We start from the raw sequence: 24,606 nt of genomic DNA, 5'->3' as shown, positions 1-24,606 counted from the left end.
CATCAGGCCTTTTTCACGAAAACAAACTGAAATTTTCGGGCATAGGATTTCTCTATCACATTTACCCAATCACAATAAGCTATGTAAAAAACGTCTGGTTGTCACGGCAATCAACCATCCTAAGTGATTTATTTCTGTATTATATTCACCTTGTATGAAAAATGCCCCTTTCCATGACACCTTTATACAGATTGAAAATAGTATGTAATAAGCGGCATGGCTAACTAAAAAATATCAGAAAGGAGGGAAGCTATGAGTATTGAAGAGAAAGAAAACGTATGTATACGCGTGCCCAAAATTTATGATTGGATTAATCGTCATGTCCACTTATCCATCATAGGTTTTAGCTTATGTGAAAATCCTCCTGCTGGAGACGATCAGTATAATGTGGCAATCGGAGATTTATGCGAGCTGTTTCATTACCGTGAAGGAATTGACTGCTTTTTAAGCGATTCATACGGAGAACCCATTTCGCTTGAGGAATTATCGGACATGATTACCGTCCGCCGTCATTCCACTGTAGCTGTTACTCTTCCAAACGGAGACACGGTTCATCTAGAAAAAGTCAGCATAACCATCACAGGATTTATTACGCTAGAGATTGAAGATGACTGTGGCTGCGTACTCACTTCCAACCCAATCCCATTCACCACCACCCAGCGCCTGTTGCTTTGTGCCCCACACGGAACGAGAATTATACCTGTAATCTCGTCTTTCCAATGTGATCCTGTCGTCATTTGTGATCATGCCATTCAACAAATTCAAATTGACATTGATTTCTGTTTGGATGTCACGAGTGAAGCAACTGTTCGAATTGAGCTGGAAGCGAATGAGTGCGCCCCAAGAAACGATACAAAACCTGTATCTCTCTGCAAGGAGTACATTCCGCAGTGCTCTTGCTTGTTGCTCCATGAAAACACGAACTAAATGAGCCAAAGGAGGATGTTACATGAGTTATGCTAACGTACGATTCAAACGATCAAACTGCTTTGATCCTACCCCCATTATCCCTTGTTGTATTCCAAGCTTCGTCGAAAAATTTATTGATGAAGATGTCGATATACGAACAAAGTCTGGAGATGTCATTCGTGGCATTATTACAAACGTTAATCAAGACGAATGCTATATTTGCATCGTTGTACCCGAGCTTATTTCGCCATTTGTCGCTTCAAAACTGATTGTATTGGACGGGAACCAAGTCGAAAGCATTTCCGCTCTTGTTGACGGAGATACAACGTGCATTTAACAAAAAAGGAGTGATTTTCACTCCTTTTTTACGTTAGTTCACGTAATTTTTATAATCTATGTGGTAACCGATAGGCTGACAAACTCGCTTCAATACAGCGGTTCCGTGAGAACTAGAGTGATGCGTTTGATCACCGTAGCGAATATGTACATAATGACGGCTAGAGCACGACCATAGTTTCTTTCCCATTCGAAGACAGCGCTTTTGAAAATCAATATCTTCTCCTACGTTAATCTCTGAAAACCAAATGGTCTCCACCACATCTTTTCTAAACGAAAGGGTCGATCCCGTTAAGCATCGCTGGGTGGGAAAATCAGCAGCGCTCACTTCCATATTTTCTTGTCCTGGTTGAAACAAAGAAAGTAGTTCATCCTCCTCAAAGTATGTATAAATGGCTGCTTTCCCTACAACGTCTGCATCTGTTTCTTTAAAAGATGACTCCACTTCTGTTAAATAAAAAGGGCCGTAAAAATCGTCATCATCAAACTTGCTGATCACGGAATAACTAGCCTCACTAGCAGCCAGATTTAGGCATTCTCCGAGCGTCGCGCTTTCATGATGAACGTATACCCGAATATTATGATGTAGCGATGCCCTTTTCTTCCATTCCCCGACATCCATCGTTGAATGATTTAAGACAACAATCATCTCCTTCTCGGCCTTGGTTTGGTGCTCAAAATTCGTGAATACATTTTCAATCAAATGATCCCGCTTCGTTACGGTCACAACGGTTATCATGGCTGTCCCCCCTGTTATTTCAGGCTTCTGCCTTAGATTCACTGTTACCAAATTCCGCATCTACCATATATATATAAAGGCACAAGTCTTTTTAGAAAGGAATAATGTTGAATGACCCTTTTTGTAGAACGTGATATGAGTAAAAAGCTAGTTGTCGTCATTCCTGCCATGGATGAGAGCGATACGATTGGTGGCGTACTAGCAGAAGTCAACCGATTGCAGCCAGATGAAGTCGTCGTTGTCGTAAACGGCGCGACGGACGAAACAGCGGATATCGCCAGAGACTACGGAGCAACGGTAATTGAGTATGAGGAGCGCCTTGGAAATGACGTCGGACGTGCGGTAGGCGCCATCCATTCCATTGACGCAGATATCTATCTTTTTACAGATGCAGACATCGCCATTGAGGCAGAGCATCTTCTTCCTTTCATTACCGATATTGAAGACGGTGCAGGAATGACGTTAAATGCAATCGATTGGGTAGCTCGTCACCCATCTCCAGATGAACCGTGTATCGACCGCTATTTATCAAACATCATCCAAGGTCGACTTGATCTCGGTCTTGAAAATCTTCTCACCATTCCCCATGCGCTAAGTAAAAAGGCAATTGAAGAAATTGGTGTTGAATCTCTCGCAAATCCTCAGCTCGCGACATGCATTGCCATCGAAAAAAAGGTGAAAATCCGCGTGTCAAATGACATTGACGTGCTCTCTGTGAATAAAACGCGAACGGACCACCGAAAAAAGCTCTTTGAAGTGATGCCTGAAGCCTATCAGCGTATTCACGGAGATACGTTAGAAGCGTTTCAATATTTAATAGATGAATACGGACCACGCTTACACTTTCCTACCCATCGGAAACGAGTAGTGACGAAAGAAACATTAGAAGATTTAAGAGGTCAATGGCAAAAGCATGGAACGAAGGGGCTTGCTGAGGTATCTTTCATCGTTCCGATTTCTCGTCACTCCACCTATCTTCGCCATTTATTAAAAGCACTTGTAAAAACACACGGAGAAATTATTCCGATTATTTACGGAAATAAAACGGAAAAGGTAGTAAGAGTTTTAGAGGAATTAAATCTACCATACTTTATTTCTTCTCAAATTCGTGACTATGGGACGGCCTTCCGTTTAGGTGCCGAGGTAGCAACGAAAAATACCCTCGTGTTCCATGAAGCCGCCATTCCGGTCGATATTGAGGAGCTCCTTATGATGGCAAGACGTGTGATGAACAAAGAAGCCGATATCGCCCTAAATGATCAAAGTGACTTTGCCGGAAAGCTTGAAGGCATGAACGCCCTGCACATGGCGAATCATTTTATTAACATTACGTGTAAAATGAACTCTTTTAAGACATCCGCCTTGACCATTTCTCCTTTCGTTATGACAAATGAGGCGCTAGAGACAATCGGAAAAGATTCGCTTTATAATTTGTGCATCGCCCACATTCGAGCCACGCAAGCAAACCTTAGAATGCAGCAGGTCGTCAAAATTGATTACCTTCGCCGCATTAATCCCGTCACGCTTGAAAAAGTGTTTAATCCTGAAAAGATCCTCGGAGATATTTTAGAAGGAATTGACTATTGGAATCAAATGAATGGATTTAGAGGAGGATTTACAGACGGAAAACGAAACCGCGCTGTATTTGAAGGAATTCCACGCTATTACAAAACAACGCTTCCTGATCCAAGCGATCTCTTAACAGAAGAAGAGGCTTTCTACTGGTTAGAAGGTGAAAAAGAAACAAACGAAGTAGTCTTTGTTAAAAAACGAACGTCCTTCTCTTAGAAAAAGCCTAATTTTCTCATAAATAGGAGGATACCTATGTCTTTCATATTAACAGAGCATAACCTAGAATGAATGATCATTTTGTATTGCGAGGAGATAACTGTAATGAAAGACGCCAAACATTTAGACAGAGAAGCAACCATCGCGGTTCTCGGATTAGGCTTTGTTGGATTGCCTCTTTCAGTCATGCTAGCGGAAAAAGGGTTCAACGTAACGGGAATTGACCTTGATTCTAGAAAACTTACATCTATTAATAGCTTTAAAAGCTATATTGATGATATTAGTAGCGAACGATTAACAAACGTCATGAAGGCGAATCGCTTTCGCGTAACGGATGATTTTGATCGTCTTGAAGATGTTAAAAATATTATTATCTGTGTTCCTACTCCGTTAACCGCGGATAAAAATCCAGATTTAACGTTTGTAAATAGTGCTGGAGAAGAAATTCAAAAACGCTTGAAAAAAGGGCATCTTGTTGTGCTAGAAAGTTCGACGTTCCCTGGTACAACAAAAGAAGTGCTTCTTCCTATTTTGGAAAAAAGCGGCCTTAAGGCAGGGTCTGACTTTTTCCTTGCCAATTCTCCTGAACGAATTGATCCAGGAAACGAAACGTACCGCGTAGACCAAATTCCAAAAGTGTTAGGCGGAATTACGCCTGCCTGTGCAGAAGCTGCCTTTGACATTTACGATAAAATTTACGACAAAGTTGTTCTCGTCTCATCAGCAGAAGCGGCTGAGTTAACCAAACTACTTGAAAATACGTTTCGTTTTATTAACATCTCGTTTATTAATGAGATCGCTATGCTTTGTGAGCACTTAGGTGTCGATATTTGGGAAGTCATCGGCGCTGCCTCAACAAAACCATACGGATTTACCCCATTTTACCCTGGACCAGGAATTGGTGGTCACTGTATTCCTGTCGATCCCCTCTATTTACAGTGGAAATTGGGACAGTATTCAACCGTAAGTGAGTTTATTCACCTATCCGATGAAATCAATGAACGAATGGTTCATTATATCGTCCGCTATACGAAGCAGCTTCTACAGGCAGAAGGAAAAGACGCTTCACCAAAAGTACTCGTATACGGCGTAACGTATAAAAAAGATGTTGCGGATACGCGCGATTCGAAAGCGCTTGAGATCATAGAAGAAATGAAGGCGGAAGGAATCGACGTTTATTACCACGATCCGCTGATTCCGAGCTTGAGCATCCAAAACGACTTATTAACAAGTTCCTCCCTTACCGATCAGCTTCTAAGCGATATGGACGCGGTGGTTATTTTAACTGATCATTCTTCAATTCCTCTGCAGCAAATCCTTGATCACTCCTCAATTATCTTCGACACGCGTAATATTACGAGAGGTCGCAACAGTGCAGGTAAAGTGGTGAGACTTGGGGAAGGAAAAAAAATATGAACATCCTTGTAACAGGGGGAGCTGGCTTCATCGGCTCCCATTTAATTGAACGTCTTCTCTACCTTGGTCATCATGTCATAGCGGTTGATGACTTTTCAAACGGAAAAAAGGAGTATCTTCCTTCCACAAACGTTGAGCATTTCACGTTTGTGGAGGGTGATATATTAGATCGGCATTTGCTAGAGGATTTAGTAGAAGAATGCGATCTCATTTATCATTTAGCAGCCGTTCTCGGTGTAAAAAATACGGTCGAAAACCCACTCAAGGTCATCGATGGCTGTATTTTAGGAACGAGAAACATTTTGGAAGTTGCTTATCAAAAAGGAATTAAAGTCGTGTTTGCTTCCACGTCTGAGATTTACGGAAAAAACACAAAGCTCCCCTTCACAGAAGACTCAGATCGTGTGTTAGGACCACCGCAGACAACTCGCTGGTGCTATGCGACCGCAAAATCACTGGATGAGCACCTATGCTTTGCTTACAGTGCGCTCGGGCTTCCTATTACCATTGTTCGCTTTTTTAATACGTACGGACCAAGGCAAACGTCCTCTCAGTATGGTGGCGTAGTACCGAAGTTTATCGTTGCGGCGCTTCGGAACGAAGACCTCACTGTATACGGTGACGGTACACAAACGCGTTGTTTTACGTTTATCCATGATACCATTCACGCACTTGTGAACTGTATTGATAAAAAAGCAAATGATGAAGTAATCAACATTGGATCAAATGAAAAGATCTCCATCGCTTCACTCGCTGTTAAAATTAAAGAACTTGCCGATTCTAGTTCAGACATTGTGGAAATCCCCTATGATATCGCTTATGGAAAAGGCTTCGAAGATATGCAGGACCGCGAACCAAGTCTTGAAAAAGCGAAACGATTATTAGACTATGTTCCATCGATCCGCATGGAAGAAGGACTAAAAGAAACGATTAGATGGTACCGAGAACAACTTGATCCATAAAAAAACCTTGTCCATTGACAAGGTTTTTTTATGATTTTATTCTCACAACGGGCAGTGTACAGCAACGGAATGATCCACCTGACTTAATGATTTCGGTAATATCTACTTCAATGACGTGATAGCCTCTTTCACGAAGTGCTGCATTGACGCCTGGATTAACCGGTAGGCTCAATATTTTTTGCTGTCCAATTGAAAGCACATTCGTTCCAAGCGTAAACTGTTCCTCTTGACTTACTTCAATTAAATGATAATAAGAAGCTAAAAGCTTTCGTTCTTTTTTGGATAACGCTGGTAAAAAGACAAGCGCTTCAGTTGGTGAAATAATGTTGAATACGCAGTCTAGATGGAGATACCGCTCGTTAAACGGTATTGGGATAACCGTGAACGCTGGGAGCTGTTCTTGAAGATGAGCAATTGCATCTGAACACGTTCGGTCACTTACACCGATAAAAATACGATCTCGGTCAATGATGACGTCGCCACCTTCAATACGGTAATCTTCAAGATTATGATAGGAATATCCATGTTCCCTAAGCCACGTCATAAGAACTTGCTCTTCTCCCTGTCGAATTCCTTTCCCCATTTCAGAGATGAATAACGTGTTCCCGAGCGTAAATCCAATATCACGGGTAAAAACCTGTTCTGGATAGCGTTCAAACGAAGGAAGGGTCAGAACCTCAATCCCTTCTTTTTGCATTGCACTTATAAAATGGCGATGCTGCTGAACTGCGACCTCTGCATCAATATTATCTTTTACATAACGACGCTGCGTTTCGTTAATAACTTCACTAATTCTCATATGATCAGGCTCACAAACAATTACTTTATGTAATGCATCGTACTCACTAAAACACGCAATCGTTTCTTCGTTCTTTTTAATCATGCGAAACACTCCCTAAAAATTGTTCGTACAGGGAGTGTTCCCTAAAAGCCCACTCTTAAACCACGACTAGCGCTCCTTCGCTATGATTCCATTGTGAACCTTAATGTAACCATGTCTTACAATATCAAGCCCTGATTCATAGACGTATAACCCCATTTGGCGAATGTCCATCAGTTCACGATACGTATGATTCATCACATCAGCCATTACTCGGTAATACATGCGAGATTTAAGCTGATTTCGAGGAGTTGTCATAATAACATAGCCACCAGGTCGTAAAAAACGACGGTGCATATCCAGAATTTCGGGTTTATGCTCATCCGGAACGTGCTCAAGCAGTCCAACGCTCATGACCACGTCAAACTCCCTTCCGTAAGACAAATTGCGAATATCCTCTACCACGTATTCAATGTTTAGCTGATCTTTATACCATACCTTCAAGCCACCCGTAGCTGGGTTTCCACCTAAAAATGGATACGTACTCGGAAACTCCGCAAAGCGATGGGTTTTGCAATATTCATCGTAATCAACCAAAACGACTTCGCTTCCTGGATACATCGCAGCAAGTTGCATCGCTTCGTATCCTTCGGCTGCACCTAAAAATAAAATGCGCGGCTTTTGCAGATCCAGATCTTCAAATAACGCTCGCTTTCCTCTTGGGTCCCAAATGCCATCCTCTATGCGGTGCACATAATTCCAGAGTGAAAGCTGGACAACATCTCCAATGGCAGACTTCACTTCTTTTAATTGAAAGCGCTTTAATTTTTCTTTAAACTTTTTTTTCGATTCATCGATTGCAGTCGGCACATCCTTCACAAACCATTCGTGAAACGATTGATTAAAATATTTCCATGATTCTTTCACCGGCATCGGCTCTGAGTGCTCGGCTTCCCAGTTCAAACGAGATTTGGCCATTTTTTTTACTTCGTATGGCTTCCCAACGTCTTTCCATGATAGCTGTGACCAATCACTGACCACATTTGCATTCATAAATGGGGCGACGTTCACTGGATTGCGTAAATCAATGCGATAACTTGGGGTCAAATAGGTTTCTTCTATATGCTGCTCGGAAAACGGATAAATACTGGCTCCTTCTACCTTCATATACAGCTCCCCTTTACTTATACCTTTCTTTATTATGGATAAGCTCAAAACGTTCGTCAACGTATTTTTTAAATTTTCTGAACAAATATAGTAATGGATACTGTATAATGAAAAGATTCAATCTAGCAAAAGAAAGGAACATACAGATGGAAATTCGAAACGATGATTTAACCGGAATAGAAATTGCGGGGCTCCTACAAGATCACTTACATAGTATGACGCTTCATTCACCTGCTGAGAGCATTCATGCGCTCGATCTTAGTCAGCTTCAGCAACAAGACGTTACGTTTTGGAGTGCTTGGGAAGATGGTCATTTACTAGGATGCGGTGCTTTAAAAGAGCTAGATGCTTTTCATGGTGAAGTAAAGTCTATGAAAACGGCGAAAGAGCATGTACGAAAAGGTGTAGCAAATAAGATGCTTCAACACATTTTAGAGGAAGCAACAAGACGTGGATATGCTCAATTAAGCCTAGAAACAGGCTCTATGGAAGCCTTTCTTCCAGCAAGAACCCTCTATCAAAAAGCAGGGTTCATCGAATGCGGTCCATTTAGTGATTATACACTTGACCCAAATAGCGTCTTTATGACGAAGAAACTAAAATAGAAGGAAAGCCTTTAGCCTTCCTTCTATCGTATTCTTTTACGCTTTGGCCTTCTTACTAACTCAAAGTGACAGCTAGGACAGCAGTGCCCTAATTCTTCTGCACACTTTCTACAAAACGTACACTCATAGCTACAAATATAAGCCTCTGTATTAATGTGCAACAGCCGTTCACATCTTTCGCAGTGGCTTTTCATTTCTAACGCCAATGATGTTCCTACTTTCTTTGTTGTAAGTAAGCAAGACTTTGCTTCACACTCGCTAATGGAGACTGCTTACAAACATCTTGCTCGACAATCCACCACTCTACCATAGATTGTGCCCCTTGTGAAAGGATTGATTCAAGATTCACTCCGCCTGTTCCAAGCTCCGCAAATTCACGGTTTCCATCAGTTGTCATATCTTTTAAATGAACAAGCGGTGTTCTGCTGTCATACTTCTTCAGCCATGCTACCGGATCTTCTCCTGCATAAGTGAGCCAGTATACATCCAGCTCTGCTTTTACCCACTGCGGATTTGTTTCTTCTAAAATTGTTTGCAACGCTGTTTTTCCATTTGAAAGAAGCTGTAGCTCAAAGTCATGGTTATGATAAGAAAGCGTAATGTCGTTCTTCGCACATTTTTCCCCCGCTGTATTTAACACCGAAATGAGCTCCTGGTAATGCTGTTCTGTGCGTTCTTCAGGCATTAAATACGGACAAACGATATGTTTGCTTCCAATTGTTACTTGCGTTTCAATTAATTCATCCATTTTTTCTTTTATGTATGAGAGTGGAACATGACTCGAAGCAGCCTTTAATCCAAGATCATCTAGCACCTTTTTTACTTCTTGTGGCTGAAGGTTTCCATACCCTGCAAACTCAACGCCATCATACCCCATTTCGGCGACGTTTTTTAACGTTCCGATAAAATCCTTTTCTGTCTCGTTTCGTAATGTATAAAGCTGAACTGCTACTGGAATAGTATTCATCAATTTCTCCTCCTTTGTGTCTCTTACTTATTTCCCTATAAAACGCAAAAACCCCTTCTTTTTTGAAAGGGTTCTCGTATTATTTGTGGTTATTTGTCGATTTCCATTGCGATAAGTCCTCTCCCTTTAGCGCTTGCTCGATCAATTCCGGGAGAAGTTGTGGACTACAGCCGAAACAAGGAATGCCCATACTTGCGAGTCTTCGCGCGTTTCGTTCATCGTAAGAGGGTACTCCGTCATCTGAAAGCGCAAGAAGAGAAATCACCTTGACACCGTCTTCCTTCAGCTCTTTCATTTTCCGCATCATGGCAGCTTCGTTTCCATTCTCATATAAATCCGAAATCAAAATAAAAATGGTTTTATCCGGATTTTCAATTAACGGCTTACAGTAGCCCAGTGAACGATTAATATCTGTTCCACCGCCGAGCTGAATCCCAAACAGCATATCCACAGGATCATCCTGACATTGTTCCGTAAGGTCAACTACTTCCGTATCAAACGTGATGACGTGCGTATTGAGAGCTGGAAGGCTGGCAAAAATAGAGCCGATAATAGAAGCGTAAATGACGGAATCTGCCATTGATCCACTTTGATCAATATCAAGAATAATGGTCCAATTCGTCGATTTCCGCTCCCGCTCATAAAAATAAAAACGTTCTGGTATAACAACCTTTCGTTCACGATCATAGTTTTTTAAATTGCGCTGAATCGTATATTTCCAGTCAATACTTTGCGCACCACTGCCGAGAGGCGTACGCTGCTTACGGTTTAGGGCGCCTTTTACCGCTTGCTGGATGTCATTTTCTAACCGACTCTTTATTTCTTCAACGACCGTTGCGATCAGTTCACGCGCCGTTTCCTTTGTTCGCTCAGGGATATGACCCTTTAGTGCCATAAGCGTAGCGACCATTTCGATGCTTGGCGTCACGCTCTTTAACGTTTCAGGTTCAAACAAAAGCTGTGTGAGCCCTCTTTTTTCAATCGCATCCTGCTGAATGACTGAGACAATGTCTGATGGGAATAATGCTCGCACGTCTCCTAGCCATTTTGACAGTTTAATCGATCGCCCAAGCTGTTGATCACCTTCATAAAGAGCTTGAAGCGCCTCATCCATCAGTCGTTCTTCTACCGAAAGAGAAGAACCTGTAAATCCTTGTTCGCTAAAAGCACTCTCTGCTGATTCACCTAAAATTAACCGCCATTTTTTCATTTGTTCACTCATCATTAAAAGTCTCCAAAGTCAAAGTCATTTAAATCATCAAGCATTGATTCTTCCTCTTCCGATAACGGTGAAGCAAGATGCTCAGCCGTTTGTAATTCATCGGTTCCCCAAAGGCTACCGAGTATTTCTGCGATTTTGCTTCGATCTGATGTTGAAAATAACATAAAAGCTCGGCGTAGGAATACAATGGCTCTTCGAAATTCATCCTCATCGAGCGATGAAATATAGTGATCCATCTCTTCCCATATAAAAGTCCGTGATAAGAGAGCATATTTGTTTCGCATGCAAAGTCCTTCAAACCATCCCGTACCAAGATCAACAGGAATGCCTGGTGAAAGTCTTCTTGACACTTCACGTGACAGCCAGTCAGCCGTTAACCAATTTCGTTCAATCAAAATGGCGCACGCATAGCCAGAAAGCAATGGATTTAAATTGTCTCGCTCTGCCACTTCTTCTAGCTTTTGATGCCACAACTCATCGTCAACCGATTCAAACTGTTCAAGCGCAATCATATGAACGCTTTGAATGGCACCCATCATTTCATGTGCAAACTCATTGTTACACGCTGAAGATGGCACAAGTAACAATGTGGCATGAAGAAATAGCTGCGTCATGATCGGATATAGTGGAGAAATGTCGGCTTGACGAATATCTCCGTAGCGTATGACATAGCCGATATCACTAATGGCCTGAGACGTATCAACGAAATTCCCCGTATCCGTTGCCAGCTCTTGAAGAACATCGTGCGCTTCTTTTAACACTTGAGGCATTCCGCACTGATACGCAAGGCGTACCATTTCGGCCGCTTCCGCTACGCCGTCACAGGATTTCAAACGTTCTTTGAATACAAACGCTGTCGCTAGTTCAATCGTTTCTCCTTGAAGAATTGCTTCAATTAGCTCTATTTCCACGGTCGGCGTCCATTTTATCTCCCATTTCTCTGCCCACGTGGCATCGTCTTGTGCACGCACAACCGGCTTGGCAAATCCGATATTCAAAAGCTGAAGACGATGAAAAAAGAAGGATCGCTCAAGATCTAAAAAAGCCGTTTCGCGTTTTTTCGCACGGCGATTTTCCCTTATATCGAGCTCTATCACCTGTGCAGTTGTTGATCGATACTTTTCAAGCTTCAATCTCTTTAGCTGCCTCGAAAAATCTTCTTGGATAGATGTTTGACTAACCCCATCAGGAAGTGAACCAACCATATTGCCTATCTCTATTTTTGCACACGCCTCTGCAATGACCGAAAAGTCTCCTTGTCCCATTGTCACAGTAGCCGCATCACGTAAATCCTTCAGTGTTGGATACGGTTCAGAGCGAAAGGATGAGAGCGCATAGGCGAGGCGAACCCCCTCAATTACCTCTGCCGCGGAACGGAAAGTTCCGCCTTGTCTCAGTTCATTTGCGATGGAAGATAAATAATAGATTGGAAGTTTTTTTCGATCATTTTCTTGCATGTACGTCCACATGTGATGAAAATAGGCGGGCGCTTCGTTTCCCGCACCGTATCCCGAGTGACTAGACAAGCGATAGTTTGTATAGGGCATTAACGTCACGTTTGTTTTAGCTGTATCAGGTATCGGAAGTGAATCTTCTTTATATTCCTCTTTTAGCGCATCAACATGAAAAGAACCTGTTACGACAACCACTCGTTCTGGTGAATGTCCTTCCTTTAAAACACGGTTAATTTGTTTTTTCATGAAGGACTCGCGAATATACGTAATCCCTTGTTCAAATGATGAATCCTCCTTCCCTACTAATTCTCGTAGATGCGTAGAGAGCAAGTGAATCGAGTCTACGAATTGAGAAGAGTTTATTGCGTGTTCAAACGAACGCTCCCAAAAAGATTCATAATCATGTTCATTTGCTAGGATAGCCACTTGATCAAACACAGATTCTTTGATCTCACGCTTTGTAGCAGACGGCTTCTCTTTATCGAGCGCAATCGTTACATCAGTAGGAAGATCCATAAACTCAACGTGTACACCTTCCTCAACGGCCCATTTCATTGCTTGATACTCGGCTGAATAGTGCGCAAAGGGGTAAAGGATGGTCTGAATCGGCACTTCCTGTGTATACGCCATAATTGCAATGGGCGGCTTTGTTTTTGGATGAACGATTTCCGGAATGAGATGTGTCGCATCTGAAGGACCTTCAATTAGCACAGCCGTTGGCTTGATCTCATTTAAGTAGTGCAACACATGATGAGCAGACGCCGGCGACAGATGGCGTATTCCAAAAATATGTGGCTTCATTTCTCGTTCAGCTCTTTACAAGCTTGATAAAGACCACGCCACTCGCTTCCTTTTTTCTTCATCACGTTTTCAATGTATTCTTTCCATACGATCTTATCTTTTTCTTCATCTTTTACAATCGCCCCTTGAAGACCGGCTGCTAGATCTTCATAGCCAATTTGCCCGCTCCCAAAGCTGGACGCAAGCGCCATGCTGTTTGTTAAGAGAGAGATTGCTTCTGCAGTTGAGATTGTACCGCTTGGTGGCTTAATCTTTTCTTTTTGATCCAATGTTCTCCCGCTTCGAAGCTCACGAAAAATAGTAACGATGCGCTCGATTGCTTCATCGCTTGGAAGGTCTGCTTGCAGCTGAAATTGAGTAGATAGTTCCTGAACTCGTTTTCTTACAATGTTCATTTCCGTTTCTAAATCTTGTGGAGCAGGTAAAACGAGAATATTAAACCTTCTCTTTAGTGCCGCTGACATCGTATTAACGCCGCGATCCTTCGTGTTTGCCGTGGCAATAATGGAGAACCCTTGAGAAGCAGATAGCTCTGTACCAAGCTCAGGGATGGTTAAGCTTTTTTCCGATAGAATGGAAATAAGCGCATCTTGCACCTCAGAGGAACAGCGTGAAATCTCTTCAAAACGCGCAATGCTTCCTTCCTCCATCGCCCGGTAAATGGGACTTTTCACAAGTGCTTCCTTTGTGGGACCGTTCGCTAGAAGTAGCGCGTAGTTCCAGGCGTAGCGAACTTGTTCCTCTGTAGTTCCTGCCGTTCCTTGAATGATTTTCCTTGAATCTCCGTGAATAGCCGTTGCCAGAAGCTCAGACAGCGTGGATTTTGCCGTACCCGGTTCACCGATGAGTAACAGCGCACGATCAGTTAGCAGGGTCGCAATCGCCATTTCAACGATGCGCTCGTTTCCAATATATTTCGGCGTAATGACATGACCATCACAAACACCTCCTGTAATGAAGGTTTTCACAGACCGGGGAGACATTTGCCACCCCGGCGGTCGAACTCCGGTATCTGCTTGTTTTAATAGGTTTAGTTCCTGCTCGTATAACTCCTCTGCCGAAAGGCGCAGTGCTTCACTCATACTTGAACTTCCTCTCTTTTCTTCATTTCATACACAACCTCTAGCATTTTATCTTTTAATTTCGGGTGCTTCATTTCTGCTTGCACGACTTTTTCTAATTCACCTGCGTACGACGCGGACAGCTGGGTGAATAGCTCCAAATTGTGAACAATGGACGAGATATGAAATTTCACAGAGTCAGCATACCGGTCTGTTTTTATGAGCATATCCTTCATTATATCAAATGTATGTTCATAGTTTGACTGAATAAGAGAAAGGATGACACTCACGCCCCTTTGACTTGAAAAATACGGATTTTTCTTTACCTTTGCAAGCAAATACTGGAGATGACCTTCTTCTTCGACCGAGCGGCTTACACGATAAACAAGCTGTTCTTCATCAAGCGACTGAAAAAGCGATAACCATCGTTGATCCCATTCTAAACCGCTGTTCCGTTCGTTGTTTTCCATATAATAGTAGCGATAGATGGGGTCCCATGGTTTTAAAGCTGGCACAAAATCGACACGTTCGTCTAATTCTTCTAGTATTACTTTTCCAACCGGATCTCTTCTCGTCTTCTTCACATAATGCTCATAGCGATCAAACACTTCTTCTTTTGTGCGCCCTAAGTGTAAAGATGCTTGAAACGAAAGGTCTACGAGCGCAGAGCGTTGGTTTTTGGCACAGAGCTGTTCAACAAACAGTAGATTTTTTTCGTCTTTCAACTCTAGTAGCATCGTTGCAGCATCTCTTGCTAACCCAGCAGGAACCTGTTCATCCTCAGCAATTTCTTGAAGTAAATCTCTCATGTTCTCTTGTTCTTTTCCTTTTAATCCATACAAAAGAAGACTCAGATGGCGCTTTGATTCTTTCGTTTCTCCCTCTTTGTATGTTTCATACGCTTCCTTTACTAAACGAAACAATCCCTCGTTTAATGTCGGAGATTTACTCCGTGCGACGGTATAGATGAGCCAATCGTTATCTTTTGAAGATAAGCCTTCTAAAATGACGTCTGCGGCTTTTTCACTGCTACTCTTTACTAGCGCTTCATATGCCGCTTGACGCACTTCTAATTTTTTCGCCTTCGTTTCTTCCATAATGGCATCTTCTTCGTCTGGATAATCGGCTAAAATGGAGATAGCTGCGATCTTTACCTGAAAAGATCCTTCATGAAGAGCTTCCCGATAAAATGCTAGTCCTTTTTCACTCAATATCTGACTTATAACTTCTAATCGTCTTGCATCCGTTCTTTTGCCTTTAACGTTATAATCGGCTACTAAAAACGGGATGATGGATTCCCCTAATGTCGGGAGCATATGATGAGCGACAAAGTCAGCAATATCTGGGTAGGAATCATCCACCGCTTGAAGAAGCGGCTGAACAAGACGTAAATCGTGATAAGCGTTTGCTTGAAACGCCTGTTCAATGACTTGTAAGCGTCCAGATCCTTTTGAGGTTAGTGCTTCAAGAAGCGGTTCAATTGCACGATACGATAACGACGTATCCGCCTCTACCGTCAGCTTTTCGGATTGGTCCTCCCATTCTCCTTCATCCCCCGTGGTTCCTTGCGTATATAGTACCGAATGAAGAAGCGCAGAAAGAGATAAAAGACGCTCCGCACTTTCATCACGATCGCTCACAAGTAATTCCGTCATTTGAGCCAATTGCTTAAAGACTGGAGCCTTCTCACCCATCTTAGTGAGGACAGCAGTAATTTTACGTAATTTTGGATCTCCTGCAGCCAAATCGCTTCCTGCCACAGATAATCGCTTCGTTTCTTCATATAATTCATATAAAACAGGTATCATTCGAACCAAATCCTCCCTTTAAATAGCTAAACGAATGAGTTTTTCGTTACGGATTAGACTGAGCGGCTGTGCAGTTAACTTTCCTGTCGCGAGGTCATGTTGGAACTCGACAAGCATCATGCCGTTTTCTCTGAGAGTGGACTGAAGCAGCGAGAGAGAATTCAGTGAATGATGTTCTCCATGTGACAGCGTAATACGTTGACCGTTCTCATCCTCTATATTCCATGCTCCATTTACGACTCCCATTTGCTTATAACGAAGCAATGAAAGCGGGTGTTTATTATGAAGTGGGTCTTTTAGCTGCTGCTTGACCTTTTTAATGACCATCGCAAAGTCGGTTTCAGCCATAAGCTCAAGCTTATTCCAATCGTCTTTTTTTACCTCACGAAGCTGATAGTCATCAAAGCGGACGCGAAGGTTGCCTTCCCCCGGATAAATGACTAACTCATTTGTTTGTAAAACCGCTGAGATGCTATCTTCGGCTTTCATCATTTTCGCTGCGCGAACCGGTCGATAATTTCTTGTGTAATAAAGCTGTTTTTCGTTTAGCGACACCCATATGCCCTCGTCTATGTATTCCTTTCGAGCTGGCTGAAGCCTACATGAAAATGAAAGTTGAAGTAGCTCTACATCACGTTCGGTGCGGTTAAATTCACGAAGCTCACTCAATTGCCATGCGTGACCTAGCTTTTCCTCAATAGAGGTAGTTGTATCTGGATACAGATCCTCTCTTTGCAAGCGCTCGGATAAGTGCTTTTTCCCCTTTTTACAAACCGTATAAAGAGACGTAAGCTGTGAAAATGCTTCATTATATAAGGTTTGCTCGTCTACTTTTTCTTTCCATATGTATGTAAACTCTCGCAGTGTTTGCTGAAGTTCTTTTAAATAGTAGTTTCCAAGTTCTTTCGCCGTTTGCTCGATTTCCTTTAGAAGCTTTGCATCAACAGCTGCAATACCAGATCGAGTGATACGCTGTATCAGAACGTCAAGAATATCAAGGCCCTTTTGCTGTGCCTCTAATTTCTTTTTAAGTGCTGATTTATTTATTTTGCGCGGTGTGCTTGCTTTTTCTTTTTTCGTTTCGTTCCTCTTCTCAAGCTTTGTCCGCTTTTCAATCACATCTTGTGGTGCCTCTTCGTGCGGAAACGGTCCTTTTTCAAGAAACGAATAAAGTAATCCTAGCGAATGCTTGCAAGGAAATTGGCGACTCGGACACGTACATCGAAAAACAGGGCTTTCTTCATTAATAAAGTCAGCAGACGGGTAGTACGGCGTTTTTCCACTTCCTGCACACTCTCCAAACAAAAGCGTATGATCGCTTGTTTGTGCGAGCTTTTGAAACTTCCCTTTTTTTACTAATCCCCAACCATTTTTGATCGCATTTGCATTTGGGGCAAGCGAATTAATGTAAGCTTCTGTTAACGATTTCATCTTTTTCTCCTCTCTCTCACTTCCACTTTTATATACGAATTCATTTCTCTTTATGAAGGTATTTCAAACGAAAAAATAAATCTTTTCCATTTCATTTAAATTATACCACACAAAACAGGAACAAACGTTCTTTTTATTCAGGTAAAATCAACCATTAGAAATTTCTCCATTATCAATCCTATATTCTAGCGCTGAGCTCTCTTCAGCAAGGAAGCACAACGAAAAAGAGATGCGCTATACACCTCTTTTGCTTACCGCTTGATATAGAAATTTAGATGTAAATCAACTTGCCCATATTTCGTTCGACTCTTTTATTTTCCATTGAATTTCAAGTTAAAAACCTGTCATATCAAAATATGTATAAAAAGTTGAATAAATGATAACTAAAGTGAATATGTTAACTAAGATAGAATAGGGTATTCAACTATAAAAAAACGAACAGATACTATTCTGCTCGTTTTTTTTATACAATGCTAAAGATTAAGCACTAAGTTGTTTGAGAATATCGTTTACATCTACATGAGATCTTTTTTCAATAATTTTACCATCCTGAATTCCTAAAAGCATCATCAGAGAAAATTTCACATGTTTTCCTGTTGCCGAAATACCCGCAAACGGTATACCTGTATGTGGTCCTTCGAATACGAAATAGGCGGCTACTTGATCTCCTTCAGCAACCATCGCTTTAATGGGCATTTTAAAGCCTGGAAAAGCATCGAAGTTTTTCTTTTCAGATTCTACAAGGCCTTCCACGCCCGAAAATGGCATATCAATCTGCGGATAAAATACAAAGTCTTTATGACAAAACTCATTAAGTGCCTTATAATTCTCTTGTTGAATGGCTTCATAAAAACGACGCACTAGTTCTTTATTTTCTTCAACAGACATAATTATTTTCCCTTTCCTTAAACATAAAAACAACTATGTCTTCCTGTTTTTCACTCAAAAAGTGTATGATTCACCATCATCTGGTACTGAAACAGTAGAAGCAATTCCTTTTTCGTTAATAAAGCTTTTTAACTCTTCTCTTGATAAATTCCAATGATTCACTGCTTCCATATGAACGACAACGATCTGGGAAGTAGGAGAAGCTTTGTATACCTCATAGATATCTTCTTTATCCATGACAAGAGAACCACCTTCAAAGAATTGATTATCTCCACCGTTTACCACAATGATTTCTGGTTTATGTCTATTTATAACTTTTTGAATCTCATCATACCACACTGTATCTCCGGCTACATATAACGTTTTTTCGCTTTGGTGTTTGAAGACCACACCGCATACTAAACCAGCAAGTTTTAGGATTTCCCCTCTACCATGTTCTCCTTTTGTCTTAATTAATTGGATCCCTTCAAAGATTGTATCTTCTCGTAATACCTCTACATTCTGAAAACCCGCATTTTTTACTTCTGTCGCATCTTCTTCATTTTGAACAAACATTTTAATGTCTTTTGGTAATATTCTTTGTGCTGCCTCATCAAAGTGGTCCAAGTGTAAGTGAGTTACAATGACTGCATCGATACCTTCGATAATGTTTTCAACAGATGTAGGTAAACTAACTAAAGGGTTCTTTTGATCTTGTCTTGCAGAATTTGGGAAAGGTGGGTACGTACCTTTCTCAGCAAACATTGGATCTATTAAAAACTTTTTATTTGCATACTCAACAATGATTGTTGCATTACGAATTTGGTTAACTTTCATCTTAATCTCTCCTTTTTTTTGATCTACATATACCTTATACTAAATCCATTGTAGCAATACATAGTTAAAATCAAGTCTTTTGGTCGTTTGACTTGATTTTTGAAAGGAGTTAAAACAATGTTGGATCATACAGACATGAACATTTTACGTGAGCTGTCTATAAATAGCCGAATAACAATGAAGGAACTCGGTGAAAAAGTTCATTTAACGGGTCAAGCAGCTTCTTCAAGAGTGGAGAAATTAAAAGATGCGGGTGTAATTGAGGGCTATTCAATTATAATAAATCAAGCGAAGTTAGGATGTTTTATGCATGCTTTTATCCATATTTACTTGAATGATATCCATCATCGCCCTTTTCTTTCGTTTGTAGAAAAGCAAAATCAATTCGTCTTAAATAACTATAAAACTGGTGGAGATGGATGCTATCTCCTTGAATGTCGATTTCCATCTAATGAGTATTTAAATGAATTTCTAGAGAATTTAAATGAATTTGCGAACTACAAAATATCCACTATCATTAAAAAGCTATAATAAATAGCATTAACAACAGCCTTGTATAAAAATATAAGGCTGTTTTAGTGCCTAGAAGATGGTTTTTATGTTAACTAAAAATGTAGATTCATAAATTGAAAGTATTTTCCTATTATTGAAGTAGGAAAATATGTATCTCAATTATAACGGTCAAAGGTATGCTATAAAAGTGAATAAGGGTAAATCCCTTATTCACTTTTACAGGAGAGTGTGTAGAATGATTATCAAGTTCATTCGTTTACGTTAATTTTAATAAAACTTGCATGTTACAAAATGTAAAGTGATTGTTCACACCGATTTTGGAAAGCATCTAATAATTATGTTTCTACATTTTCCGATGTTGATCTGTTAAGGAAAAGTCAAAAAAGGTTCAAATCATAGTTGATTTGAACCTTTCATTCACTAGTTTCATCATTGTATTTCAGAAAAAGGACTGCTAGCATTTAACGTTAAAAATCCTTCAACCCCATGTGCTGGTTCTTTCCTTTAATCACTTCAAAAATTCCGTATAGGAACAACCCAATCGCTACAGCTACGAGCATCCACTGACCGTATGGTTCACTTGCAAGTTTTCCAATGGCTTCGTCGATCCCCATTGCTTTGTCCGTGTCTAGTGTAATGGCCGTGATGATTAAAAAGTAGCCGATAATACAAATAACAATTCCTCTTGCGCTTATGCCTATTTTTCCTGTTAGCTTTCCAATGCGAATCTCCTTTGGATTCATCTTCGCAATATTAAAGCGCTTCACAAATTTTTCTGTATATGCTACGTACAGCTCGTGAATACCTACACCGATAATAATGACACCAAGTAGACCAATCATCCATTGACCAAACGGCTCTGACAATACTTTAGCTGTCCATTTTTCTTTGGCGTCTCCCGACTTTCCGGCGTGATTAGCGATCATAAATGCTTTGCTGGCAAAACCAATATGAATAAGTCCACTAATAATATATCCGGTACGGCTCAGCCACCCTTTTACATCTTCACCTTGATTTTCGGGGTCAGTAAAAAACTCTAGAATGCGCCATATAATATAACAGATAAGCCCGACACCAATGACCCATAGAAGCACCTCACCGAACGGCACACTCGCCACAGAGGAGAATGCTCCTTGCGCTCCTTTCGTACTGCCTCCTATTCCAAGAGCAGCCATTAAGGTAACAATCCCAACTAATATGTATACAGCCCCTCTTGTCATAATGCCAAAACGACCAAACTTTGCTACCCATGGTTTGACGTCTTCTTTTGTTTTTTTCGCTTGCTGCTTTGTTCTAGGCTTCATCTGCTTTCTCCATTTCATGTTTAAGTCAACTACACATAAAATTCCCCTTTTTACACATTTAAAACTTTTTCAATTCAAATGTGTGGTTTGAAAATGTTTACACTTTATTTTGGACATGCTACGGATAAATAAGATGATTGGACAAAGGAGGATTTTTCATGAAGAAAGGGTTGATTACGCTTTTTCTATCAGTGATATTAGCGAGCGGTACGACGTGTGTTTACGGCGCAACAACAGCTAACGAACCAGCAAAAACCTTAACGCTCGTCATTGATGACTTTGGCAACAACATGCGCGGGACCGATGAGATGCTAAAATTGCCTGCCACCCTTACCGTTGCTATTATGCCCTTTTTAGCAACAACGGCACAAGATGCCAATAAAGCACACGAGTATGGACATGAAGTAATCATTCATCTCCCAATGGAACCTCTGAAGGGGAAAAAGAGTTGGCTTGGCCCTGGGGCTATTACGACTGATTTAAGCAACGAGGAAATCCAGCGCCGCGTTGAAAAAGCAATTGAGACGGTCCCGCATGCAGTAGGAATGAATCAGCACATGGGATCAAAAGCGACAGCAGATGAACGGGTAATGCGTATTGTATTAGAAGCATGTAAACGCCATGGCTTGTTTTACCTTGATAGTCGAACAACGGGAAAAAGCGTCATCCCTAAGCTAGCAAAGGAGATCGGCGTTCCTTACTTAGAAAACGAATTGTTTTTAGATGATATTTTCACAGCTGAGCACATCGTTCGAAAAGCCAATACAATTGCTCACCGTTTGGATCATGATCAGCAAGTAATTGCGATTGGTCATGTAGGAATTACGGGACCCACGGTAGCGAGTGTCTTAAAAAGATACATTCCTGTGTTTAAGGAGCATAAAGCAGAAATGGTGCCATTATCAAGTTTGATACCAGAATACAACATGCTTAAAAGACCTCTTCCTTAACCATATTCTCAATAAAAGGTCTTCACACTGTAGCGTGAAGACCTTTTATTAATAACGCTGAATTTCAAAAACATCCTCTAATCGCTCACTTAAATACTGATGCGCATCCGCTACTCCCTTATTATAAAAGTGAGGAGCTAACTTGTTGCTAATAAAATCAAGGACGAGTCGTGCTGCTAAATCACCTAGTTCTTCATCGCGTTCCTCTAGAAAATACGCCTTAATACTAGCAATCATCTCTGCTTCTTGTTGCGGAGACAAATCAAATTTCTTTGTCATCTTCTTTCCTCCCCCTAAATAAAGACGAGGATGGTTCTCCTCGTCTTTTATATTAGCGGTTTACTTTTGCGTAAGCTACAATTCCTTCTTCATCGTCTAATTGCAAGTCTAATCCTGCTGAAAATGGATCTACGCCCTGCTCTGTATCAAGCCAAAAACGTAGCGCTTCAATCATATTCGCCGTGATTAAGACAATTTTACGATCGTTGATGTACATTTCAGCGGAAAATCCATAGTCATCATCATACATCAGTTCCACTTCAACATCATGTGGAGAAACCTCACGCTTATGTGCAGCGTGAAGACAAATAGCATCCACAATTTCTTGCTCTGATATTTTTATCGTCTCCATGAACGAGCTTCCTCTTCTTTACGCTTGTTGCGGAAATACGTGAAGATCCCACGAATTAAGCTAATCACAACGACGATTGCAAGAATGTTAAGCATTAGGCCTAAGAATGCACCAAATCCACCCATGTTACCAAGCATGCCGCCTAGTAGTAGACCAGCGATTCCGCCAAACAGCATCCCTCTCATAAATCCGCCTGTTTTAGATTTTGTTGCGGCACTCTTATTTGTTACCGAGTTGTTCTTTTTAGAAGGCGTAGACTTTTTGAATAATGATGGTCCGTTGTTGCTACTGTTACCTCCAAACGAGCGTTTCCCTGATTTGTAGCCTTTTGCACTTGCTACATGATCTTCGTGAGGCGTAATAAACGACCCTACTGGTGTGACGGCAAACAAAAAGGTTGCACTAATTAAAACAGCCATGAATTTTTTTAACATTAATCTCTTTTCCTCCTTGATGGGACTACCATCGATGTTTCTAATATTTTTCCTACCTTTTTATACGGACGACTTCCGAAAAGGTTTCAAAAAAATATTTTTTTCTTTTGTTTGTTTCAAAAAGAGCTACTATGCCGTTGAAACATAAGCCTTTGAGTCTAGTTTACCCTTTTTCAGCCCACAGAAACAGCAATACGCATGAAAGAAGCGAACCGCATGCTCCGTTCGCTTCTTTGACAATCATTTAACGATCATTTTATCGAATCTGTCCGTTACCGCTCATTAAATACTTAATCGTCGTAAGCGCAGGTAACCCCATTGGGCCACGGGCATGAAGCTTTTGAGTTGAAATACCAATTTCTGCCCCAAACCCTAGCGCACCGCCGTCTGTAAAGCGCGTAGATGCATTGTGATAAACCGCTGCTGCATCAACAAGTGACATAAATTTTTGTGCCGTTTGCTTATTTTCGGTAATGATTGCTTCTGAATGCTTTGTACCGTAATGATCAATATGATCAATCGCCTCATTTTCGTCGCTCACTACTTTAATTGCAATATCGAGACTTAAATATTCCTCTGCCCAATCCGTTTCCGTCGCAAGCATCGCTCCAGGAATAGCCTCCACAACCGTTTCATCACCGTGAACGCCAATATTGTACTCGTTTAACGTTTGAATAAGCTCTTGTTTATGCTGCTGAAACCACTTCTGGTGAACGAGAAGCGTTTCCGCCGCATTACAAACCGCTGGTCGATCTGTTTTCGCATTCACAAGAATAGCAAGTGCTTTTTGCACGTCAGCCTCTGCATCCACATACAAGTGACAGTTTCCTACCCCAGTTTCTAACACAGGAACCGTCGCATTATTCACAACGGCATTAATAAGCGCACCACCACCGCGCGGAATTAATACGTCTACGTGTTCCTTCATCGTAAACAGAGCCTCTGTTGCTGCACGATCGGTGCTTTCAATGAACTGAACCGCTTCTTTTGGAATAATGGTTTTCTCTAGTGCCTCATGCATCACATCAACAATTGCCTTATTTGATGAAATCGCAGAAGATCCACCTTTTAAAATAATGGCGTTTCCTGATTTTAGCGCGAGTCCGGTTGCATCTACCGTCACGTTCGGACGTGCTTCATAAATCATCCCAATTACACCAAGCGGTACACGTACTTCAGATACGTGAAGGCCATTTTCAAGCGTCCAATCAGAAAGTACGTCCCCGACCGGATCTTTTAATTGAGCTACCTCACGTAATCCTTTCGCGAAGTCATAGACGCGCTCCTTAGACAAGGCTAGACGATCCATAAATGCTTCTTCAAAGCCATTTTTACGCCCGTTTTCTAAATCAACTTCATTTGCGTTTAAAATATCCTGATAGTGATCCTCAAGCGCGTCTGCTAGCGTCAGAAGTACGTCATTCTTTTCTTTCGTCGTTAGCATACCCAATACCTTTGCCGCTTTTTTTGCTGCTACTGCTTGGTCTTCTACCATTTGTTTGACATTCTTTGTCAACATCGAATAACCTCCTGTTTTATTTCAACCGTTCTTCATTAAAAAACCATTTACTTGTCTCTTGCCTA

The 24,606-nt window shown here is 41.2% G+C and carries 25 protein-coding genes; 8 read left to right on the top strand and 17 right to left on the bottom strand.

The features are described 5' to 3' along the window. Positions 1–252 precede the first annotated feature (252 nt). Positions 253–927, top strand: a complete 675-nt coding sequence (locus IE339_RS09430; protein WP_242175575.1) for a BMQ_0737 family morphogenetic spore coat protein — start codon at positions 253–255, stop codon at positions 925–927. A 22-nt stretch (positions 928–949) separates the two neighbouring features. Further along, entirely contained in the window at positions 950–1,246 is a 297-nt protein-coding gene (locus IE339_RS09425; RefSeq protein WP_242175574.1) for a hypothetical protein, read from the top strand. 33 nt (positions 1,247–1,279) lie between these two features. Here IE339_RS09425 and IE339_RS09420 read toward each other — a convergent pair whose 3' ends face one another. Continuing rightward, complete coding sequence (locus tag IE339_RS09420) at positions 1,280–1,984, bottom strand: glycosyltransferase family 2 protein (RefSeq protein ID WP_242175573.1); 705 nt, start codon at positions 1,982–1,984, stop codon at positions 1,280–1,282. A gap of 111 nt (positions 1,985–2,095) precedes the next feature. On the opposite strand from IE339_RS09420, the gene IE339_RS09415 reads away from it, so the two are divergent. The 3 genes from IE339_RS09415 (at position 2,096) to IE339_RS09405 (ending at position 6,150) form a co-directional block, all read left to right on the top strand. Further along, the gene (locus IE339_RS09415; RefSeq protein ID WP_242175571.1) at positions 2,096–3,772 is read left to right on the top strand and encodes a glycosyltransferase; all 1,677 of its coding nucleotides are present in this window, start codon (positions 2,096–2,098) and stop codon (positions 3,770–3,772) included. A 105-nt stretch (positions 3,773–3,877) separates the two neighbouring features. After that, complete coding sequence (locus IE339_RS09410; RefSeq protein WP_242175570.1) at positions 3,878–5,188, top strand: nucleotide sugar dehydrogenase; 1,311 nt, start codon at positions 3,878–3,880, stop codon at positions 5,186–5,188. Next, on the top strand, positions 5,185–6,150 hold the full coding sequence (locus IE339_RS09405) for an NAD-dependent epimerase/dehydratase family protein (RefSeq protein ID WP_242175569.1): 966 nt from the start codon (positions 5,185–5,187) through the stop codon (positions 6,148–6,150). Before IE339_RS09410 ends, IE339_RS09405 begins: the two co-directional genes overlap by 4 nt. A 28-nt stretch (positions 6,151–6,178) precedes the next feature. Here the strand turns inward: IE339_RS09405 and IE339_RS09400 are convergent, their stop codons facing one another. Beyond that, positions 6,179–7,033 (bottom strand): dimethylarginine dimethylaminohydrolase family protein, encoded by an 855-nt coding sequence (locus tag IE339_RS09400; RefSeq protein WP_242175568.1) that lies wholly within the window; start codon positions 7,031–7,033, stop codon positions 6,179–6,181. Positions 7,034–7,099: 66 nt separating this feature from the next. Further along, the gene (locus tag IE339_RS09395; RefSeq protein ID WP_242175567.1) at positions 7,100–8,137 is read right to left on the bottom strand and encodes a class I SAM-dependent methyltransferase; all 1,038 of its coding nucleotides are present in this window, start codon (positions 8,135–8,137) and stop codon (positions 7,100–7,102) included. A gap of 146 nt (positions 8,138–8,283) precedes the next feature. On the opposite strand from IE339_RS09395, the gene IE339_RS09390 reads away from it, so the two are divergent. Further along, positions 8,284–8,742: a GNAT family N-acetyltransferase gene (locus tag IE339_RS09390; protein ID WP_242175566.1), complete on the top strand. Its 459-nt coding sequence runs from the start codon at positions 8,284–8,286 to the stop codon at positions 8,740–8,742. A gap of 23 nt (positions 8,743–8,765) precedes the next feature. Here IE339_RS09390 and IE339_RS09385 read toward each other — a convergent pair whose 3' ends face one another. The 9 genes from IE339_RS09385 to IE339_RS09345 form a co-directional block, all read right to left on the bottom strand. After that, complete coding sequence (locus tag IE339_RS09385; protein ID WP_242175565.1) at positions 8,766–8,948, bottom strand: DUF1272 domain-containing protein; 183 nt, start codon at positions 8,946–8,948, stop codon at positions 8,766–8,768. Positions 8,949–8,956: 8 nt separating this feature from the next. After that, entirely contained in the window at positions 8,957–9,709 is a 753-nt protein-coding gene (locus IE339_RS09380; RefSeq protein WP_242175564.1) for a sugar phosphate isomerase/epimerase family protein, read from the bottom strand. Positions 9,710–9,788: 79 nt separating this feature from the next. Further along, positions 9,789–10,931 (bottom strand): VWA domain-containing protein, encoded by a 1,143-nt coding sequence (locus IE339_RS09375; protein WP_242176151.1) that lies wholly within the window; start codon positions 10,929–10,931, stop codon positions 9,789–9,791. Positions 10,932–10,933: 2 nt separating this feature from the next. Next, positions 10,934–13,186: a DUF5682 family protein gene (locus IE339_RS09370; protein ID WP_242175563.1), complete on the bottom strand. Its 2,253-nt coding sequence runs from the start codon at positions 13,184–13,186 to the stop codon at positions 10,934–10,936. Continuing rightward, on the bottom strand, positions 13,183–14,268 hold the full coding sequence (locus tag IE339_RS09365) for an ATP-binding protein (RefSeq protein WP_242175562.1): 1,086 nt from the start codon (positions 14,266–14,268) through the stop codon (positions 13,183–13,185). Before IE339_RS09365 ends, IE339_RS09370 begins: the two co-directional genes overlap by 4 nt. Beyond that, positions 14,265–16,055, bottom strand: a complete 1,791-nt coding sequence (locus IE339_RS09360; protein WP_242175561.1) for a HEAT repeat domain-containing protein — start codon at positions 16,053–16,055, stop codon at positions 14,265–14,267. The genes IE339_RS09365 and IE339_RS09360 overlap by 4 nt, the downstream gene beginning before the upstream one ends. An 18-nt stretch (positions 16,056–16,073) precedes the next feature. Then, positions 16,074–17,486, bottom strand: a complete 1,413-nt coding sequence (locus tag IE339_RS09355) for an SWIM zinc finger family protein (RefSeq protein WP_242175560.1) — start codon at positions 17,484–17,486, stop codon at positions 16,074–16,076. A gap of 480 nt (positions 17,487–17,966) precedes the next feature. Then, complete coding sequence (locus IE339_RS09350; protein WP_242175559.1) at positions 17,967–18,374, bottom strand: ester cyclase; 408 nt, start codon at positions 18,372–18,374, stop codon at positions 17,967–17,969. Between the two features lie 54 nt (positions 18,375–18,428). Next, a complete protein-coding gene (locus IE339_RS09345; protein WP_242175558.1) occupies positions 18,429–19,190 on the bottom strand; it encodes an MBL fold metallo-hydrolase in 762 nt (253 codons plus the stop codon). Between the two features lie 117 nt (positions 19,191–19,307). On the opposite strand from IE339_RS09345, the gene IE339_RS09340 reads away from it, so the two are divergent. Continuing rightward, positions 19,308–19,721 carry an Lrp/AsnC family transcriptional regulator gene (locus IE339_RS09340; protein ID WP_242175557.1) on the top strand — a complete coding sequence of 138 codons (414 nt, stop codon included), beginning with the start codon at positions 19,308–19,310 and terminating at the stop codon, positions 19,719–19,721. A 449-nt stretch (positions 19,722–20,170) separates the two neighbouring features. On the opposite strand, the gene IE339_RS09335 is transcribed toward IE339_RS09340, so the two are convergent. After that, positions 20,171–21,007, bottom strand: coding sequence for a DUF1206 domain-containing protein (locus IE339_RS09335; protein ID WP_242175556.1), 837 nt, complete (start codon positions 21,005–21,007; stop codon positions 20,171–20,173). Positions 21,008–21,165: 158 nt separating this feature from the next. Here IE339_RS09335 and IE339_RS09330 point away from each other — a divergent pair, with 158 nt between their 5' ends. After that, on the top strand, positions 21,166–21,957 hold the full coding sequence (locus IE339_RS09330) for a divergent polysaccharide deacetylase family protein (protein WP_242175555.1): 792 nt from the start codon (positions 21,166–21,168) through the stop codon (positions 21,955–21,957). 48 nt (positions 21,958–22,005) lie between these two features. On the opposite strand, the gene IE339_RS09325 is transcribed toward IE339_RS09330, so the two are convergent. From IE339_RS09325 to IE339_RS09310, 4 genes are all read right to left on the bottom strand, one after another. After that, entirely contained in the window at positions 22,006–22,236 is a 231-nt protein-coding gene (locus IE339_RS09325) for a DUF2164 domain-containing protein (RefSeq protein WP_242175553.1), read from the bottom strand. 52 nt (positions 22,237–22,288) lie between these two features. Further along, positions 22,289–22,588, bottom strand: coding sequence for a YxcD family protein (locus tag IE339_RS09320; RefSeq protein WP_053402590.1), 300 nt, complete (start codon positions 22,586–22,588; stop codon positions 22,289–22,291). Next, positions 22,576–23,022, bottom strand: a complete 447-nt coding sequence (locus IE339_RS09315; protein ID WP_242175552.1) for a hypothetical protein — start codon at positions 23,020–23,022, stop codon at positions 22,576–22,578. The genes IE339_RS09320 and IE339_RS09315 overlap by 13 nt, the downstream gene beginning before the upstream one ends. A 256-nt stretch (positions 23,023–23,278) precedes the next feature. Then, positions 23,279–24,541, bottom strand: a complete 1,263-nt coding sequence (locus IE339_RS09310) for a glutamate-5-semialdehyde dehydrogenase (RefSeq protein ID WP_242175551.1) — start codon at positions 24,539–24,541, stop codon at positions 23,279–23,281. Positions 24,542–24,606: the final 65 nt, after the last annotated feature.

It is taken from the genome of Priestia koreensis (assembly GCF_022646885.1).
GTDB lineage: Bacteria > Bacillota > Bacilli > Bacillales > Bacillaceae_H > Bacillus_AG > Bacillus_AG koreensis_A.
Note: the sequence above shows the minus strand (reverse complement) of the source record. Positions and strands in the feature narration are given on the sequence as shown.

What these genes read in the sequence shown, in the direction of transcription:
- IE339_RS09430 (WP_242175575.1), top strand. Translation starts at nt 253, where the DNA reads ATGAGTATTGAAGAGAAAGAAAACGTATGTATACGCGTGCCCAAAATT.
- IE339_RS09425 (WP_242175574.1), top strand. Translation starts at nt 950, where the DNA reads ATGAGTTATGCTAACGTACGATTCAAACGATCAAACTGCTTTGATCCT.
- IE339_RS09420 (WP_242175573.1), bottom strand. Translation starts at nt 1,984, where the DNA reads ATGATAACCGTTGTGACCGTAACGAAGCGGGATCATTTGATTGAAAAT.
- IE339_RS09415 (WP_242175571.1), top strand. Translation starts at nt 2,096, where the DNA reads ATGACCCTTTTTGTAGAACGTGATATGAGTAAAAAGCTAGTTGTCGTC.
- IE339_RS09410 (WP_242175570.1), top strand. Translation starts at nt 3,878, where the DNA reads ATGAAAGACGCCAAACATTTAGACAGAGAAGCAACCATCGCGGTTCTC.
- IE339_RS09405 (WP_242175569.1), top strand. Translation starts at nt 5,185, where the DNA reads ATGAACATCCTTGTAACAGGGGGAGCTGGCTTCATCGGCTCCCATTTA.
- IE339_RS09400 (WP_242175568.1), bottom strand. Translation starts at nt 7,033, where the DNA reads ATGATTAAAAAGAACGAAGAAACGATTGCGTGTTTTAGTGAGTACGAT.
- IE339_RS09395 (WP_242175567.1), bottom strand. Translation starts at nt 8,137, where the DNA reads ATGAAGGTAGAAGGAGCCAGTATTTATCCGTTTTCCGAGCAGCATATA.
- IE339_RS09390 (WP_242175566.1), top strand. Translation starts at nt 8,284, where the DNA reads ATGGAAATTCGAAACGATGATTTAACCGGAATAGAAATTGCGGGGCTC.
- IE339_RS09380 (WP_242175564.1), bottom strand. Translation starts at nt 9,709, where the DNA reads ATGAATACTATTCCAGTAGCAGTTCAGCTTTATACATTACGAAACGAG.
- IE339_RS09375 (WP_242176151.1), bottom strand. Translation starts at nt 10,931, where the DNA reads ATGAGTGAACAAATGAAAAAATGGCGGTTAATTTTAGGTGAATCAGCA.
- IE339_RS09370 (WP_242175563.1), bottom strand. Translation starts at nt 13,186, where the DNA reads ATGAAGCCACATATTTTTGGAATACGCCATCTGTCGCCGGCGTCTGCT.
- IE339_RS09365 (WP_242175562.1), bottom strand. Translation starts at nt 14,268, where the DNA reads ATGAGTGAAGCACTGCGCCTTTCGGCAGAGGAGTTATACGAGCAGGAA.
- IE339_RS09360 (WP_242175561.1), bottom strand. Translation starts at nt 16,055, where the DNA reads ATGATACCTGTTTTATATGAATTATATGAAGAAACGAAGCGATTATCT.
- IE339_RS09355 (WP_242175560.1), bottom strand. Translation starts at nt 17,486, where the DNA reads ATGAAATCGTTAACAGAAGCTTACATTAATTCGCTTGCCCCAAATGCA.
- IE339_RS09350 (WP_242175559.1), bottom strand. Translation starts at nt 18,374, where the DNA reads ATGTCTGTTGAAGAAAATAAAGAACTAGTGCGTCGTTTTTATGAAGCC.
- IE339_RS09345 (WP_242175558.1), bottom strand. Translation starts at nt 19,190, where the DNA reads ATGAAAGTTAACCAAATTCGTAATGCAACAATCATTGTTGAGTATGCA.
- IE339_RS09340 (WP_242175557.1), top strand. Translation starts at nt 19,308, where the DNA reads ATGTTGGATCATACAGACATGAACATTTTACGTGAGCTGTCTATAAAT.
- IE339_RS09335 (WP_242175556.1), bottom strand. Translation starts at nt 21,007, where the DNA reads ATGAAGCCTAGAACAAAGCAGCAAGCGAAAAAAACAAAAGAAGACGTC.
- IE339_RS09330 (WP_242175555.1), top strand. Translation starts at nt 21,166, where the DNA reads ATGAAGAAAGGGTTGATTACGCTTTTTCTATCAGTGATATTAGCGAGC.
- IE339_RS09325 (WP_242175553.1), bottom strand. Translation starts at nt 22,236, where the DNA reads ATGACAAAGAAATTTGATTTGTCTCCGCAACAAGAAGCAGAGATGATT.
- IE339_RS09320 (WP_053402590.1), bottom strand. Translation starts at nt 22,588, where the DNA reads ATGGAGACGATAAAAATATCAGAGCAAGAAATTGTGGATGCTATTTGT.
- IE339_RS09315 (WP_242175552.1), bottom strand. Translation starts at nt 23,022, where the DNA reads ATGTTAAAAAAATTCATGGCTGTTTTAATTAGTGCAACCTTTTTGTTT.
- IE339_RS09310 (WP_242175551.1), bottom strand. Translation starts at nt 24,541, where the DNA reads ATGTTGACAAAGAATGTCAAACAAATGGTAGAAGACCAAGCAGTAGCA.